The sequence below is a fragment of the Bacillus sp. LM 4-2 genome (assembly GCF_000978495.1).
GTDB lineage: Bacteria > Bacillota > Bacilli > Bacillales > Bacillaceae > Bacillus > Bacillus subtilis.
The window spans coordinates 1752097-1766566 of record NZ_CP011101.1 but is presented as its reverse complement, the minus strand read 5'-3'; the positions used below and the strand labels follow the sequence as shown (position 1 = coordinate 1766566).

Annotated in this window: 14 protein-coding genes; 2 read left to right on the top strand and 12 right to left on the bottom strand. The window is 42.8% G+C overall.

The window, feature by feature from the left end:
• Positions 1–44: 44 nt before the first annotated feature.
• The 11 genes from bslm_RS08945 to bslm_RS08895 all read right to left on the bottom strand — a co-directional run bounded on the left by bslm_RS08945 (position 45) and on the right by bslm_RS08895 (position 10900).
• Positions 45–794: a polyketide synthase gene (locus bslm_RS08945; RefSeq protein WP_003231800.1), complete on the bottom strand. Its 750-nt coding sequence runs from the start codon at positions 792–794 to the stop codon at positions 45–47.
• Between the two features lie 39 nt (positions 795–833).
• Positions 834–1613, bottom strand: coding sequence for an enoyl-CoA hydratase/isomerase (locus tag bslm_RS08940; protein WP_010886512.1), 780 nt, complete (start codon positions 1611–1613; stop codon positions 834–836).
• Entirely contained in the window at positions 1601–2863 is a 1263-nt protein-coding gene (pksG, locus tag bslm_RS08935) for a polyketide biosynthesis 3-hydroxy-3-methylglutaryl-ACP synthase PksG (RefSeq protein WP_003231805.1), read from the bottom strand. The genes bslm_RS08940 and pksG overlap by 13 nt, the downstream gene beginning before the upstream one ends.
• Positions 2864–4111 (bottom strand): polyketide biosynthesis malonyl-ACP decarboxylase PksF, encoded by a 1248-nt coding sequence (gene pksF, locus bslm_RS08930; RefSeq protein ID WP_003245287.1) that lies wholly within the window; start codon positions 4109–4111, stop codon positions 2864–2866.
• Entirely contained in the window at positions 4089–4337 is a 249-nt protein-coding gene (locus tag bslm_RS08925; RefSeq protein ID WP_003231809.1) for an acyl carrier protein, read from the bottom strand. The genes pksF and bslm_RS08925 overlap by 23 nt, the downstream gene beginning before the upstream one ends.
• Positions 4338–4398: 61 nt before the next feature.
• On the bottom strand, positions 4399–6702 hold the full coding sequence (gene fabD / locus bslm_RS08920; RefSeq protein WP_003231811.1) for an ACP S-malonyltransferase: 2304 nt from the start codon (positions 6700–6702) through the stop codon (positions 4399–4401).
• Positions 6699–7673, bottom strand: coding sequence for an acyltransferase domain-containing protein (locus bslm_RS08915; protein ID WP_003231814.1), 975 nt, complete (start codon positions 7671–7673; stop codon positions 6699–6701). Before bslm_RS08915 ends, fabD (bslm_RS08920) begins: the two co-directional genes overlap by 4 nt.
• Positions 7674–8176: 503 nt before the next feature.
• Positions 8177–9043: an ACP S-malonyltransferase gene (fabD, locus tag bslm_RS08910; RefSeq protein ID WP_003231821.1), complete on the bottom strand. Its 867-nt coding sequence runs from the start codon at positions 9041–9043 to the stop codon at positions 8177–8179.
• Entirely contained in the window at positions 9040–9306 is a 267-nt protein-coding gene (locus tag bslm_RS08905; RefSeq protein WP_019712693.1) for a hypothetical protein, read from the bottom strand. The genes fabD (bslm_RS08910) and bslm_RS08905 overlap by 4 nt, the downstream gene beginning before the upstream one ends.
• Positions 9307–9415: 109 nt before the next feature.
• The gene (locus bslm_RS08900) at positions 9416–10093 is read right to left on the bottom strand and encodes an MBL fold metallo-hydrolase (RefSeq protein ID WP_003231824.1); all 678 of its coding nucleotides are present in this window, start codon (positions 10091–10093) and stop codon (positions 9416–9418) included.
• Between the two features lie 189 nt (positions 10094–10282).
• Positions 10283–10900 (bottom strand): TetR/AcrR family transcriptional regulator, encoded by a 618-nt coding sequence (locus bslm_RS08895; protein ID WP_003231827.1) that lies wholly within the window; start codon positions 10898–10900, stop codon positions 10283–10285.
• A gap of 120 nt (positions 10901–11020) precedes the next feature.
• Here bslm_RS08895 and bslm_RS08890 point away from each other — a divergent pair, with 120 nt between their 5' ends.
• Positions 11021–11578 carry a hypothetical protein gene (locus tag bslm_RS08890; RefSeq protein WP_003245720.1) on the top strand — a complete coding sequence of 186 codons (558 nt, stop codon included), beginning with the start codon at positions 11021–11023 and terminating at the stop codon, positions 11576–11578.
• A gap of 154 nt (positions 11579–11732) precedes the next feature.
• Positions 11733–12188 (top strand): regulatory YrvL family protein, encoded by a 456-nt coding sequence (locus bslm_RS08885; RefSeq protein WP_003231830.1) that lies wholly within the window; start codon positions 11733–11735, stop codon positions 12186–12188.
• A gap of 397 nt (positions 12189–12585) precedes the next feature.
• Here the strand turns inward: bslm_RS08885 and mutL are convergent, their stop codons facing one another.
• Complete coding sequence (mutL, locus tag bslm_RS08880; protein ID WP_003245099.1) at positions 12586–14469, bottom strand: DNA mismatch repair endonuclease MutL; 1884 nt, start codon at positions 14467–14469, stop codon at positions 12586–12588.
• Position 14470 lies beyond the last annotated feature (1 nt).

Sequence of the window (14470 nt, the reverse complement as noted above, 5' to 3'; positions counted from 1 at the left end):
CACGCTGCCTCCATTTCACCTGCAAAATTTATATATATTTTCAGTTAATTACCATATAAACCTTTGATTCTACTTTTGACTTCTTCATGATGAAATGTTTTCTCATGCATCATCAATTCCTGTTCAATGACGCGCGGCAGCTGATCGCGAAGCGGGGCAACCAAATGATCTTTCAGTGTAACCAGTGAGTTTCTCGGCTTTTCCGCCAGTTCTTGCGCCAGCTCCACTGCATAATCTAACACTTCTGCACGGGGCAGCACCTTAAAAGGAACCCCTCTTTTTTCAAGATCAGCTCCGCGGTAGCTGCCCGCATTCAATAATATTTCCTGGGCCAGGCTGAAACCCAGTTTTTTAGGAACGATAAAGGTAGCGCCCATTCCAGGCGTAAATCCGTATTTCATAAAATTAGCCGTATACACGCTTTCTCTGCTCAGAATGACAATGTCAGCAAAGAGCCCCATGACAAAGCCGCCTCCAATTCCATGGCCCTGCATTGCCGCAATAACTGGAATCTCGCAATCCAGCGCCAGAGAATAAAGATTGTCATCAGTGAACTTGGTCAATCCCTGTTGAATTCGAAGCAGTCCTTCTTGCGTTCCTCCTGAAGCAAAATAATTATCATATCCTGTCAAAATGACCGCTTTGTATTTGGGATTCTGCCGTATGTATTCAAACGCTTGAATTAAATCGTCTGTAAGTTCTTGTGAAAACGCGTTTTTATGAGTGCGATCTTGCATCTTTACCTGAATAATGGCGGATTCAATTTCGATAAGCTCTACAACAGAATGCGTCATGATGTCCTCCTAACGGTTCTGATTGTCATTTTTAAACGGTTACTGATCCTCCCATGGGAATTGTCCTGTTTCAACATACCTGATGATTCCCATTTGGTTTTGAGGATCAGAAAACATGTCTTGATTTGCAGTTAAAGCGGTGGCTTTCGCACGACTGACTTGATGATCAAGTGAGCTCATAAACTGTTTATAATGTGCGATTCCTTTTTTATTCAGCCTCCGCAAACGCAATAAATGCTTTCTCAGCAGCACGTCACTTTCAGCATCAAAAGCATCTATTAACCCCCATTCACTGGCTTCCTGAACGGAAATCGGCTTTGTCATAAGCGTCATATAATGCGCTTTCTGCCGGCCGATACGGCGGATCAGAAACGGTAAAACACAAGCAGGGTACAGGCCGAATAGCAGCTCAGAGAGACTGAATGACGCCGTCTGATCAGCAATGGCAATATCTGTGGCAGATACAAATCCAAGACCGCCGGCATTCACTTTTCCCCTGACATGCGAAATCGTGACATAAGGGCCGGTCTGCAATTTCATCCACAAATCATAGAGAGGCTCTTGGGAGCTTGCCTGTTTTCTGCCCCTTTTCATTTCCTGATAGATTTCTTGAAAATCCGCTCCGAAACAAAACACCTCGGGAAGCCCCTCTAAAACGACAACCGTCACCGTTGATGTTTCACATTGGTTTAACACTTGCAAGCATTCTTCTATCAGCGTGTCATTAATCGTATTATTCGCTTCAGGACGGTGAAAGGTAATATAGCAAACCGATGCTTGAAAGCGGACCTTTATCGTTTGATAGGTCACGAGATCCACCTGTACTTCCGATGAAACTCAGAAATTTCTTCTAAAAACAAGCGCGGCTTCTCTTGAGTGGACTGCATGATGCCCGGTATCATCTCAAAGTCCAGCTTTACATTGCGCGTCCCAAACCGCACCATCCCGCTCCCCTTAAACAATAGCTCATACTCTTCCATGGAGAGCTGATACCGGCGATCCAAATGCTTCTCAATACCAAATGTTCGCTGACGCTCCTGGCCTTGCGGAGTTGTAATTCCGCTGTAAAATTCAGAACAGCAGCCGGATCCGTAGGAAAAACAGCCAATTCGTTTAGGCGTATCAAATCTCCCTTGGTCTATCGTGCTGGCCAATGCCAGAAACAAGGCTGCCCCCATAATATTTCCAACCCGTTGACAGTAGTTTAAACCTGGTTTTACCCGAGTTAAAAAATCCGTCTCAATCCCGGATGTTTTCACCTTCGCTACCTTACGCATCATTGTCCGGTGCGCACCTTTCACCATCCCGCCAAAGGGCGTATGGTAAGCAAGATATTGAAACGTGTCCTGATAATTGGCACCCGGTACACGCTTTTGATATTCCAGAAAAGTCTGTTCGCAGCAATCCAAATATGACATTAAAGACAGATCAGAATCTCCCGCTTCACTGTCGGGAATGGGGCGGCACGTGTCCATCACTTCATAGCCGTAATAACCATTTGCTCCGGGATCTATTTGAAACACCTCGGGATTTTCGCCAACTAAAACGGCCACCGCTCCCGCTCCGGCGCTCGGTTCCGCATAAGACCAATCTTCGCTTAAAGCGTCTCCGCCCTCAGCGATTAAAAAACGTGAAATATCACTGGCGATAACCAGTGCTTTGGCACCCGGAGAAGTCTGGGATAATATAAAATTCACCGCCATCTGAAATCCCGCTGTCCCTGAATAACACGCCTGTTTAACCTCAAACAAACGGCAGTTGCGGTTGAGACCTAAATATTCATGGATATATGTACTTAACGATTTCCCAAAGTCGATCCCGGATTCAGAGCAAGTGATCAGCAATTCAATCCGGTCCTTCTCTGCTTCAGATAAAGCATCAATAATCGGCTTAGCTGCATTGACTCCGAAGGTCACGGGATCTTCATAAGGCAGTGCTACCGCTTTTTCTTTCATTAATAAATTTTCAAATCTCGCAGTATCTAAGTGTCTGTATTTGGCCAGCTCCATGACATCAAGGTATGCCGTTCCGCCAAAGACATTCATCGCTTCTATTCCGGCTGAAACCATTTATGATTCGCCTCCACATTTCTCAATGTTTTGTATACAAACCGCGGTGTTCATTCCGCCAAACCCCATGCTTAAGCTCAGCGCATTTTTGATGCGGTATGAAATCGATTTCTCATTTACCCAATGAAAGGAATCATCGATTGGATGATCCAAATTCCTGCTCGGATGCAGGGCAGATTTTTTCATTTGCAGCAAAACAGAAATAATCTCTACGATGCCCGCCGCACTAAGCCCGTGTCCGGTTATCGATTTTGTTGCATTGATATAAGCATGGGAAAGCCGGCATGCACGGAGCGCCTTTAATTCTATTTCATCTCCAATAAAAGAGCCTGTTCCATGAGGATTAATATAATCAATATCTTCTGGTAAAAGCCTGGCACGCTCCAGTGCCTTCTGGATGACATGAATCTCTCCTTCTAATGAAGGATCAGGATTCCGGTTTCCGTCCAGTTTGATTGACCAGCCAGACAATGCTGCATAAGGTTTTAGACCTCTTCGTAAAGCCGTCTCCTTTCGTTCTATTACCAATGCACCGCACGATTCTCCATAGATAAACCCGTCTCTGTTTTGATCGAAGGGACGGCACGCATTTTCAGGTTCATCAGCATATTTGTCCGTCCCCATAGCGCCTAAAGCCCTTAGCGCCTCGCATTCCATATAAGAAAGATCCATTAAAGCACCAAGTGCTATGCAAGTATCAACTTCGCCTGACAGGACTTGCTGAATCGCATGAATGACTGCTAACTGGCCGCTGGCCGAAGCTCCTCCCACCGTATATGCTAATCCCGTGATGCCAAACTGATCTGTACATATCCCGCAAAGATCGCTGTCCATGAAAGACAGACCATACGCCGGAGAAATAAAACCGGAGCGGTCTTGATACCTTTCATAAACTTCAAAGTTTTCTCTCTGTTGAAAATTTGATCCGCCAACAACCAGTCCGATACGTGAGGAATCTGCATCGTCCAATTCAGCCTCCTCCCAAGCCTCTGTGAGAGTTACCAATGCAGCGCGGCTGGAGAATGATGCTTTTCGCAACATTTTTTTAGAGAGTCGGTCAGGATAAGACAATGACGCAATTTCGGCTCCGATAAACCGGCTGTCTTTTTGTCTGCCTGAACGCTTCATGACATCAAAGGCATGTCTGCCGGACAGCAGCGAGGAAGCAAAGTCCTCTTTCCCTTGACCGATAGAGGCCGTAACGCCTACACCGGTCACCACCACCTCAGGCAGATTGCACTTTGTCATAAAGCACCTCAGCTAATTCACCGATGTTTTTCACCCCGGATAGCTCAATGCGAGGGATTTTTAACGATAAATCCTCTAGCACCATCGTGATAATTTCAGCTCTGTCTACAGAGTCAGCTCCTAGCTCAACTAACTGATCTTCAGGCTCAAATCTGTGTCCGTCTAATTCAGGAAGCACCTCGCAAATATTGGTGATTAATACTTCAAAGATTCTCTGTTTATCCATAATGCGCTCTCTCCTTCGAGGGATTATTTTAATGATTTTTATAGGTATATTTTCATAATATTCAAACTTTTATTTTTATGTTGTCTGTTTCATGCGACGGCTGATACATCGATTGCATCCGTTCATGAAGCAATACTGCCGTTTCTGTCATTAATTTTTTCCCGATTTCATCCACATGGCGGTTTCGCCAATTTTCTAATTGCGACCCTTTAACCCATTGATTAAAGGCTCCCAGCGCGGGACCGCAGTGAATTTGATAATCGACCTTCGAATGTTCGCTTCCGCTGATTGCCAATTTTGAACTGTATCTGAAGTACCATCGGAAAATCAAAGCCATTTTATGCTTCGGGTTTTGTTCAGCCTTCTCAATGTCTGCCGCGGGATAATGCAATGCAATATCTTTATATATGTCTTCTATACTGCGTTTAAAGTATTTCTCCTCAAGCTGGGCCAGCATCTTTGCATCCAGCTCACGTATAGACCCATACCGCTGATACAGTTCATATAACTTGTTTGCCCGTGCGGGAAAGAACACGCCTTTCTTTAGCACCTGCACTTTACTGCCCGATTCAAACATATCACCTGCAGGCGCATAGGCTGTATCTTGTACATTCATCTGCTGAAGCAAATCCTTTACTTTATCACTTGTTGCCGCCTCAACCGTACATTGATTGATTGAGCCTGTTAGAATAAAATCAGCCCCTAGCATAAAAGCCGCCATCGCTGCCTCAGGTGTTCCAATTCCTCCAGCTGCACCAACTCTTATTTTTTTCCGGTATTGATATTTTTTCATCATTTCATCTCTTAAAGATGTCATCGCCGGCATCAGGCTGTATGCCACACCGCCATCTGTATGACCGCCTGAATCAGCTTCTACACAAATATCGTCAGCCATCGGAATGCACCGCAACAACTCAGCTTCGTTCATAGTGATTTTATTTTCTCCTAAAAGCTTTTGCAGCATATTCTCAGGCGCAGGACTCAGAAATGATTCTGCAACTTCCGGCCGTGATATTTTTGCTATGAGACGATTTGAGCATATAACGTCACCATTTTGATTTCGTTTCACTCCTTTTGCGCGATACCTTACTAATACAGGAGTGACACTTAAAAATGCTGAAGCCTCCACAATGCTCACTTGATTCCTCAATAAAAGATCGATCATTTTTTCTTCTGATTCAGTATGTTTCATATTGTGGACCAGATTGATGCCGTAGGCTTGTCCTTTTCCTAATTCACCTTGTATAGCATGGATCGCATCTTCAACCTCTTTCAGGCTCAGACCTCCTGTGCCAAAGAACCCCATCATTCCCGCTCTTGACAGCTTTACTACCATTTCTTTCGAAGCAATGCCGCGGTACATTCCTCCTGCAAGATAAGCATATGTAAGATGATAATCTTGTTTAAATTCAGCACTTCCTAAAGATTCTGCCGTAATCCCGGCTTGAACATTGCGTTGCTCCTTTAGATGCGCACTGATCGCGGGGTTCTTTTTCGGTATATATGTCAATGGTTCAGCTTCATTTTTAATCCGATGAATGAGACCGGTTAAAACAGTTCCAGGCCCAATCTCTGCAAACTCCATTTCTCCTCTTCCCATCAGAAAACGAATGCTGTCCGTCCATTTCACTGTGTTGTCCATTTGTTCAGATAATGTATCTTTTAATCTGTCTTGATGGTATGGCTCTGCGTAGACATTGGAGATAACCGGGATCGCCAAAGGTGCAAACTGGAATGAGTCAATATATTGCTTAAATACCTGTTTGGCTTCATTCATATATCTGGAATGAAAAGCTCCGCTCACATTTAATGGATGAAACAGCTTTACATCCTTGGTGTTTTCAAAAACAGCCCGAGCTTTTTCAATCTCTTTTTTCGGGCCAGAAATCACAATTTGCTGGGGCGTATTTTCATTTGCCACATCAATGTCATAAAGACGGTGCTCTTCTAAAACGGCTGTAACTTGTTCCTTACTCAGGCCGATCACAGCAGCCATTCCGCCCCCTGTAATTCGTCCCATCAATTCTCCTCTTTTTTTGACGAGCCTTAATCCGGTTTCAAAATCAAATGCACCGGCTGCCATCAGCGCATTGTATTCTCCTAAGCTGTGTCCTGCCGCAAAATCAGGTTTTCTGCCGGTCTCCTCCACTCTCTTCAAGTAACTGAGTGCATTAACAACATACAAAGCCGGCTGCGTGTATTCAGTATGATTTACATCCAGATATGATTTTTCGGTACATAGCTTCTCTATTGAATAGCCCAATATTTGATCTGCTTGATCTGTCAAATGCTGATACTGTTCAAATAGCCCTTGTCCCATCCCCTTTTGCTGGGAGCCTTGCCCTGGAAAGACATATGTAATCATCTTGTAAACTTCCTTTCTGGTGTACGGAAATACTCAACCGTATTCAGATTTTTCAGCTCCTGATGAAATGGTGTTATGATTGAGCAGCAACGGTCAGCTGAATCACCCGGAATCAGCTGTTTCACAAAAGCAGCTAAGGTGCCGGATGGCCCTAAATCGATAAACTTGCATGTATGCTGGCTTTCCAAATATCGAATCGCTTCACGAAACATCATTGGCTTTCTGACCGCATTCCAAAAGAAATTCTCGTCCATTACGTGAAGGCAGCTTCCCGTTAAGCTCGATACAATCGGTATTGACGGTTTTTGAAAAGATTTTGATCTTAAAAATTCTGCATAGGCACTCTCTGCCGGATCAATAAGCGAAGAATGAAAGGCATAGGACACAGGAAGCAGCTGGCAAAGAATCTGCTTCTCCTTTAAATCCTCCATAATCTTCCTTATATGATCTTCTTCACCAGAAATGACGAAGTGCGAATCATAATTGATAGAAATGAGTTCACTATTTCCAAACAGTTGCGGATGATCATTCAGCAATTGCGGTTTGTCAAGAATGGCCAGCATTTTTCCTTTATCGCAGGAATTCTGGATGATAATAGCCTGTTCAAGTATGCAATCCAGCATATCCTCTGCGTCTGACACACCAGAAACTGCCGCTGCTGCGAATTCTCCCAGACTTGATCCCAATACGTAATCAGGATAAATTCCCCTGTCTTCCAAAACCTTATATAAGGAATACTCAATCATAAAAATGGCGGGGTGGGAAAAAAGAATACTGTCAAACGGATCTGACACACGTTTACCTGGATGGTAGATTTCTTCAACAATGGATGTGCCGATTCGCCGTGCTGCAATGGCATCCATTTCAAGCATTGATTGGCGAAACACGGTATTTTCCTTAAATAGTTCTTTCCCCATGTGATAGTATTGGGAACCTTGCCCGGAAAACATAAAAACAAGCGGTTCATTCATGTGTATAACCTTCTTTTTTTATATTTATGACGGCTATTGGATTTCTCATTTCCATGCATGTTGTTAAAGCACATAGCAGCGATTGAAATGAAATTAATAAATGGAAAAGACATATGTGAAAAAGTAAAGGAGATTCAACTTGGAAGGATTGCTATTGGTGCTCTGGATGCGGTTCATTTATGACGTGATCGTAGATGTATGTTGATATCTCAAAATTGATGTAACATGATAACAGGATCAGCAAAGAACATCGACTCTATGATTGGTGGGTGCGGTTTAAAAATGGACCATCTAGATGTGGGAGCGATGGTTTGACAGACCGGCTGACATAGTTCAAATGTCTAACTTAATTTATCAGCCTCTTTATGTAACAGTATATAAAGTTATTCAATTAGAAACAGTGTCAATCGAACGATTGAATCTTTAAAACTTTATACCTTAAATGAAAGGAAATCTGTGTTTAGACCTGATTGATGAGATACATGGCCATAGGGGCAAATGCTTTAGCGGGGCATTGCTTCCGCATCTTTCTTTATGCGATGAATTAACCCAGTTAAAACATTTCCAGGCCCTACCTCCTCAAACTCCATATGGCCTTTTTTCATTAAGTAGCTTATGCTGTCAGTCCATTTCACTGAATGATTAATTTGATCAGCCAGCGTCTGTTTCATGAATTCGTATGTATACGGTTTGGCATACACATTAGAAATAACCGGGATAGACGGAGGCGAAAAATAAAAGGCATGAAGGAACTCCTCGAATTCTTCTTTTGCTTTATTCATGTATCTGGAATGAAACGCGCCGCTTACGTTTAAGGGGAGTACCATTGTAACTTCAGTCATCGTTTCAAAAAGAGATGCGGCTTTTTCAATCTCATCTTTTTTTCCTGAAATTACAATTTGATATGGGGCATTCACATTAGCGATATCAACATCATGTAAATGATATTCTTTCAGAGCCTTTGCAACCTGCTCTTCATTTAGTCCCATAACAGCTGCCATACCGCCGTTGCTTATCAGACTCATCAGCTCGCCTCTTTTTCTGACAAGCTGTAAACCTGTCTCAAAATCAAAGGCTTCAGCTGCAAATAACGCATTGTATTCACCCAAGCTGTGCCCGGCGACAAAGTCAGGTTTAACTTCTTCATCCCTGATTTTTTTCAGATAGCTTAGTGCGTTTACCACATATAATGCCGGCTGAGTAAATTGCGTTTTGTTTAAATTGGAATAAGGATTTTCCAGGCAAAGACGTTTGATAGAATATCCTAAGATCTCATCTGCCTGATCCGTCAGTTCTTTAAATTCATCGAATAGGCCGCTGCCCATTCCCTGTTTTTGTGAACCCTGACCTGGAAAAACATATGTGATCATTCTCTCAAAGCCACCCTTCCGATTAGTAGATGTGTTTCACTTCTGTATGATTTTATAATAGTGATGACCGGATAAATAGTAGCATGTTCATGTTGATGGTAACCTCTGTAAATATTATCCGTCAAGTTAATTTTTCCTACAGTTTGCTCCATTGTTTTTCTGCTTTTTTCCATTGAGGAATAAAGGATCAGGAGATATAACAGAACATAAGAAAAAAGACCCGGATTACATATAGGGCGCCATATCATGATAATGCGCTTCATTTTCTTTCAAATGAGTTTTCAAAATAAATAACACCTTCTATGTAATCATTTTCGAAAATAAAAATCATTTAGATATTCGAAGAAAAATAGGATAATAGATTCAGAAGGATTATTTAAAATCAAAAATACCTTTTTGGTTTTTACGAGTGCGAAATTTCACAAAATATTCTTTCTTATCAATTTGAAAGTAAATATTATGCTGATAAAGATCCTTTATCGAATGGCCGGGCGATTTGCCAAATGAGTGACCAGGATACACCCGTACATGGGGTGAAACCTCCGACTTTATTCTTTGAATGCTATCAAACATCTCTTCCGCAGAGCTGCCATCATCCTCACATATGCCGCACCCTTCTGTAAACACCGTATCTCCGGTAAAAATACTCTCAGAAAACAAATAACACATTCCGCCGGCTGTATGCCCCGGTGTGAGAAGGCACTGTGCTCTTGTGTTTCCTATGCTGATCGTCTGATGATCATCTAGGCTAATTAAATTTCTGCATCGGAATTGATAATAATCAATTTCTTTTTTCGACATATAAACTTGAGCGTTAAACATCTTCGTCAGCGGGTCTACCAGATTTACATGATCATAATGAGAGTGTGTCAATGCGACTGCCTTTAATTCCGCTTCGAGTTCGGAAAGTGTAGTGGTTATCTTACTCAATTCCCATGAGGGATCAACAACAATTGCAGATCTGCTTACAATATCTTCAATGATATAGCAATAATTCGTCCAGCCCTGATACCTTGTTTTAATTGGATGCACCTTGTAAGTAAGATTCATTTATACCATCCCTATCATGTAAAGTTCTTAAACGATGGACCAGTGTTCACCCCTCAGTCCGTCTTTCATTCCACTTTACCAAACAGCATGATTGTTTTCCATTTTTTTCAGAGATCCTTGTTCTTTGAAAATAAAAAAGCGACTCTTTTGGACGCATGCCCAACAAGAATCGCTTTTCGCACTAGTGCCTTAAGGATGTCGTTTTTGTGTCTCACGTGTATCTTCCACGCAAATTGACTCTACATGCTGCATAATGACCCGCTTGATTCGGTCTTTATTCACGCGCACAGGGTCAAGCATGGCATGTAAAGCCAAGCCGTCAACAAGCGCGTAAAGTCTCTCAGCTTCAATGTCTTTATCAGCATTCTGCTTCAGTAAATCGGATTCATCTAAATAGGCAATCAGATTCCGCATGCCGCTGAAAATCCCGTCATGACTCGCATCAAACATATCCTTTTTATGTCTGGCGTAAGCAGTAAAAGCAAACCAAACCTCCATCTCTCTAATCGTTTCTTCATTCGTTGGGACCATTTCAAGCAAAATTTGCAACACTTTTTCCTTAGGGAGCAAATCCCTCACTGCAATGTCCTTAATTCGGTCCGTTACCTTTTCTTGGACAAGTTTCATTGCAAAAGCAAGCAATTCATCCTGTGTAGAGAAATAATGGCGCAGCGCACCTAATGACAATCCTGCTTCCTTTGCAATATTTCTGGCTGATGCTCCCTCCATCCCTCGTTCTAAAATGACGCGCCACGTTGCTTCTGCAATTTGTTTTCTTCTTTTCTCATGGTCAATTTGTTTTGGCATAGCTTTATTGTAACAAGAAAAAAATGAGAGGGCAATTTTTATAATACAGTTGTGTTACAAAAACAAAGATGGTAACATATTATTTAAATAATACAACTGTATTGAAAAGAGGGGAATGGATTGAACGGTATCGCATGGATGATTGTTTTCTGTGAAATTGCGTTTTGGGTTGTCATTGTTTTGGGGCTTGCTGTACGCTACGTATTCAAACGACATACATTAGGACTGCTATTCCTTGCCTTAACTCCAGTTATCGATTTGATCTTGTTAGCGGCAACTGGTGTGGACCTTTACCGCGGAGCCTCAGCGACCGCAGCCCATGGGATTGCAGCTGTTTACATCGGTATATCGATCGCTTATGGGAAACAAATGATTCAATGGGCAGATGAAAAGTTTCAATATTATGTGACAAAAAAAGGAACAAAACCGCTGAAACGTTTTGGAATGGACCATGCCAAGCACGGTGCGAAAGGCTGGCTAAGACATGTGCTGGCCTACTTAATTGGTGCGGGACTATTGGCAGGGATGATCTATTTTATCAATGACTCTTCCCGAACCGAGGCGTTGAGCGGCATTCTTAAACTGTGGACTGTCATTATAGGCATTGACTTTCTCATTACAGCCAGCTATTTTATTTGGCCAAAAAAAGAGAAAGCTTCGGCGAATCTCAGGAGTTAACATGATGAAAAAGGCCCTTCCCCAGTGGAAAGGGCCTTTTTTGGTTTTGTTAAAATATGCTATACTATTTTCGTCAGAAAACAGACTTATAGATATTTTGGGCTGATTCAAGGGTGCTGTTTGTATGAGTAAGCAGGTGAAGGGAGTGTCATACATGAACCAAAAAGAACAGAACGAGCACTCTAAAGATTTTAACCTGAGATCAAAATTAATCGGAATTGTATCTATTACTTTTATCGCGGCCATCGCGCTTGCAGTCATCTTCGGCGGCTTTTTCTTCGGGATGAAAGGCTTATTCTCCATACTTGGCATCACATACGCTTCCAATCAAACATTAGCTTTATTTATTTTAGCCTGCTTTGCTGTAGGTTTAATCATAGACCCACTCACAAAGATTATCTCTATCATTTTGGCAAAATCACTTTCATTGAAAAAGACTGCACTTTTTGCTTTTATACTGTATTTTATCAGCAATCTTATAACGATCTGTTTTGCAGATTACTTTATGCAGTCTATTTATATTCCAGATGTCTTGCTTGTTGTGATATCAGCTTTCATGGCTATCATTGAACTTGCTTTTGATAACCAGCCTAATAGAGAAGCAGCTTAAAGCCGATGGCAGATATGGAAAATTCATAACACCCTATATTTGGACATCACCAGTTATATAAACGAAAAAATCTCCCTGTTCACACGAACAGGGAGCAAAACACAATGTTGTAATTTAAATTCTGCATTCTAAAATGATTCTCACATTTGGATCATCAAGTTCATCCAAAAAGATAATGATCTTCGGACCACATGCCATATGTTTCCACCCCCTCACCCAAAATATACATTAATCCCAATTGCCTGTAAATGGAAATTTTGTTATACGGAGGAACCATGAAGTATAATGCGTTAACACTGCTCACACGTTTACAACCGTTTCTTATAATCTGACACTCGAAGGAGTACAAAAAAAGCATTGATCCATTCAGAGAATGGATCAATGCCTACCACCCCCGCTACATCACGCGTTTGAACATCTTTTCCATCTCATATGTCGAGTGGTGAATGATGATCGGGCGGCCGTGCGGGCATGTAAATGGGTCTGATGTGCTTCGGAGGTCGTCCAGAAGCGCTTTGATTTCGTCGTTTCTGAGGTGGCGATTTGCTTTGATGGAGCCTTTGCAGCTCATCATAATCGCCGCTTCCTCGCGAAGTTTTTTAATATCTATATTTTTGGAGTCGAGCACCTGCTGAATGATTTCTTCTATAAGCTCTGCTTCTTCTCCCTTTGGAAACCAGGCTGGGTGGCAGCGGACGATGTAACTGTTAGAGCCGAATGACTCTAAAAAGACACCGACGCTTTCGAGCTCTTGTTTGTGCTGTTCAATAATCAAAGCCTCATTTGTGGAGTAGTGGAACGTCAGCGGTACAATCATCTCCTGCACCTCAGGCTCAACCTCCCCCACCTTTTCACGGAAGTACTCATATTTAATACGTTCTTGGGCGGCGTGCTGGTCGATAATATATAGGCCGTTTTCGTTTTGTGCCAATATATAAGTCCCGTGCATCTGGCCAATCGGGTACATAATTGGAACCCGATCAGACGCTGGCTGCGGCTGTTCCTCATGGCATTCCTGCTCAAATGTTTCAGGCTGTTCTGCTGAAACATCGGACACCTCAAGGGTTTGTTCCTGATCAACGATAGGAGGAGCATCAAATTGGAGAGGGGGCAATTTTTCCTCCGCATCAACCGGCTCTTTTACGACTGAGCTGAGCTTCATCGGTGAATAAGATGGCGCAGTCGATTTTTCCGGAACTTTTTTTTCCGGAGGCTTTTCATCAAAGGTTATAAACTGCTGCTCATTTTTGATGGCAGGTGCTGATTTTTTCGGGACCTGGGCACTAGGAATCAGCTGCTGCTGTTTAAACACATCTTTAATTCCGTCACGTATTAAGTCATGAAGCTCTGTTTCCTTGCTGAGCCGGACCTCAAGCTTCGATGGATGCACGTTGACATCGACTAAAATCGGGTCCATCGTAATTTCTATAAAAGTAATCGGATGGCGTCCGATCGGCAGAAGCGTATGATAGCCTTCATGAACCGCTTTGACGAGCGGGAAATTTTTAATGTAACGGCCATTGACCACAGACGACATATAGTTTCTCGACGCCCGTGTAATCTCTGGGAGGGCGATATATCCCTTTACTTCAAAATCCAAGGAGCTCACATGCAGCGGAAGCATTTTTTTGGCGACAGCCGTGCCGTAAATCGCTGCCAGTACATGGCGCACATCTCCGTTTCCGTTCGTTTGAAGCAGGTTTTTCCCATGATGGCGCAGGCGGATCGATACCTCTGGATGCGCCAGAGCAATACGGTTAACCACATCTGTAATGTTTCCAAGCTCTGTATGAACGGTTTTCATATATTTCAAACGGGCCGGTGTGTTAAAAAACAGGTTGGAAACGACAATTTCAGTTCCCTTCCTGCTTGAGGAACGCGATTCGGAAATGATGTTTCCTCCTTGGAGGACGAGCTTCGTCCCAGCTCCTTCACCAGTGCTTGTTGTAATCTCCAGATGAGAGACTGACGCGATACTCGGCAGGGCTTCTCCCCTGAAACCGAGCGTTCTCACCCTGAATAAATCATTTTCATCTTTTATTTTACTCGTTGCGTGGCGCCGGAAAGCTCGCTTGCAATCTTCATTCTCCATTCCTTCGCCGTTATCCAAGACCCGAATGGATGCAAGGCCTGCTTCCTCAATATCGATTTCAATGACTGTGCTGTCAGCGTCGATCGCATTTTCCACCAATTCTTTGACGACTGAGGCGGGCCGTTCCACAACCTCGCCCGCCGCTATTTTATTTGAAAGCTCATCTGACAGTTGGATGACTTTTGCCACA

Excerpts from the sequence above, each read along its gene's own strand:
- bslm_RS08945 (WP_003231800.1), bottom strand. The coding sequence starts at position 794 with ATGACGCATTCTGTTGTAGAGCTTATCGAAATTGAATCCGCCATTATT.
- pksG (WP_003231805.1), bottom strand. The coding sequence starts at position 2,863 with ATGGTTTCAGCCGGAATAGAAGCGATGAATGTCTTTGGCGGAACGGCA.
- pksF (WP_003245287.1), bottom strand. The coding sequence starts at position 4,111 with ATGACAAAGTGCAATCTGCCTGAGGTGGTGGTGACCGGTGTAGGCGTT.
- bslm_RS08925 (WP_003231809.1), bottom strand. The coding sequence starts at position 4,337 with ATGGATAAACAGAGAATCTTTGAAGTATTAATCACCAATATTTGCGAG.
- fabD (WP_003231811.1), bottom strand. The coding sequence starts at position 6,702 with ATGATTACATATGTCTTTCCAGGGCAAGGCTCCCAGCAAAAGGGGATG.
- bslm_RS08915 (WP_003231814.1), bottom strand. The coding sequence starts at position 7,673 with ATGAATGAACCGCTTGTTTTTATGTTTTCCGGGCAAGGTTCCCAATAC.
- fabD (WP_003231821.1), bottom strand. The coding sequence starts at position 9,043 with ATGATCACATATGTTTTTCCAGGTCAGGGTTCACAAAAACAGGGAATG.
- bslm_RS08905 (WP_019712693.1), bottom strand. The coding sequence starts at position 9,306 with ATGAAGCGCATTATCATGATATGGCGCCCTATATGTAATCCGGGTCTT.
- bslm_RS08900 (WP_003231824.1), bottom strand. The coding sequence starts at position 10,093 with ATGAATCTTACTTACAAGGTGCATCCAATTAAAACAAGGTATCAGGGC.
- bslm_RS08895 (WP_003231827.1), bottom strand. The coding sequence starts at position 10,900 with ATGCCAAAACAAATTGACCATGAGAAAAGAAGAAAACAAATTGCAGAA.
- bslm_RS08885 (WP_003231830.1), top strand. The coding sequence starts at position 11,733 with ATGAACCAAAAAGAACAGAACGAGCACTCTAAAGATTTTAACCTGAGA.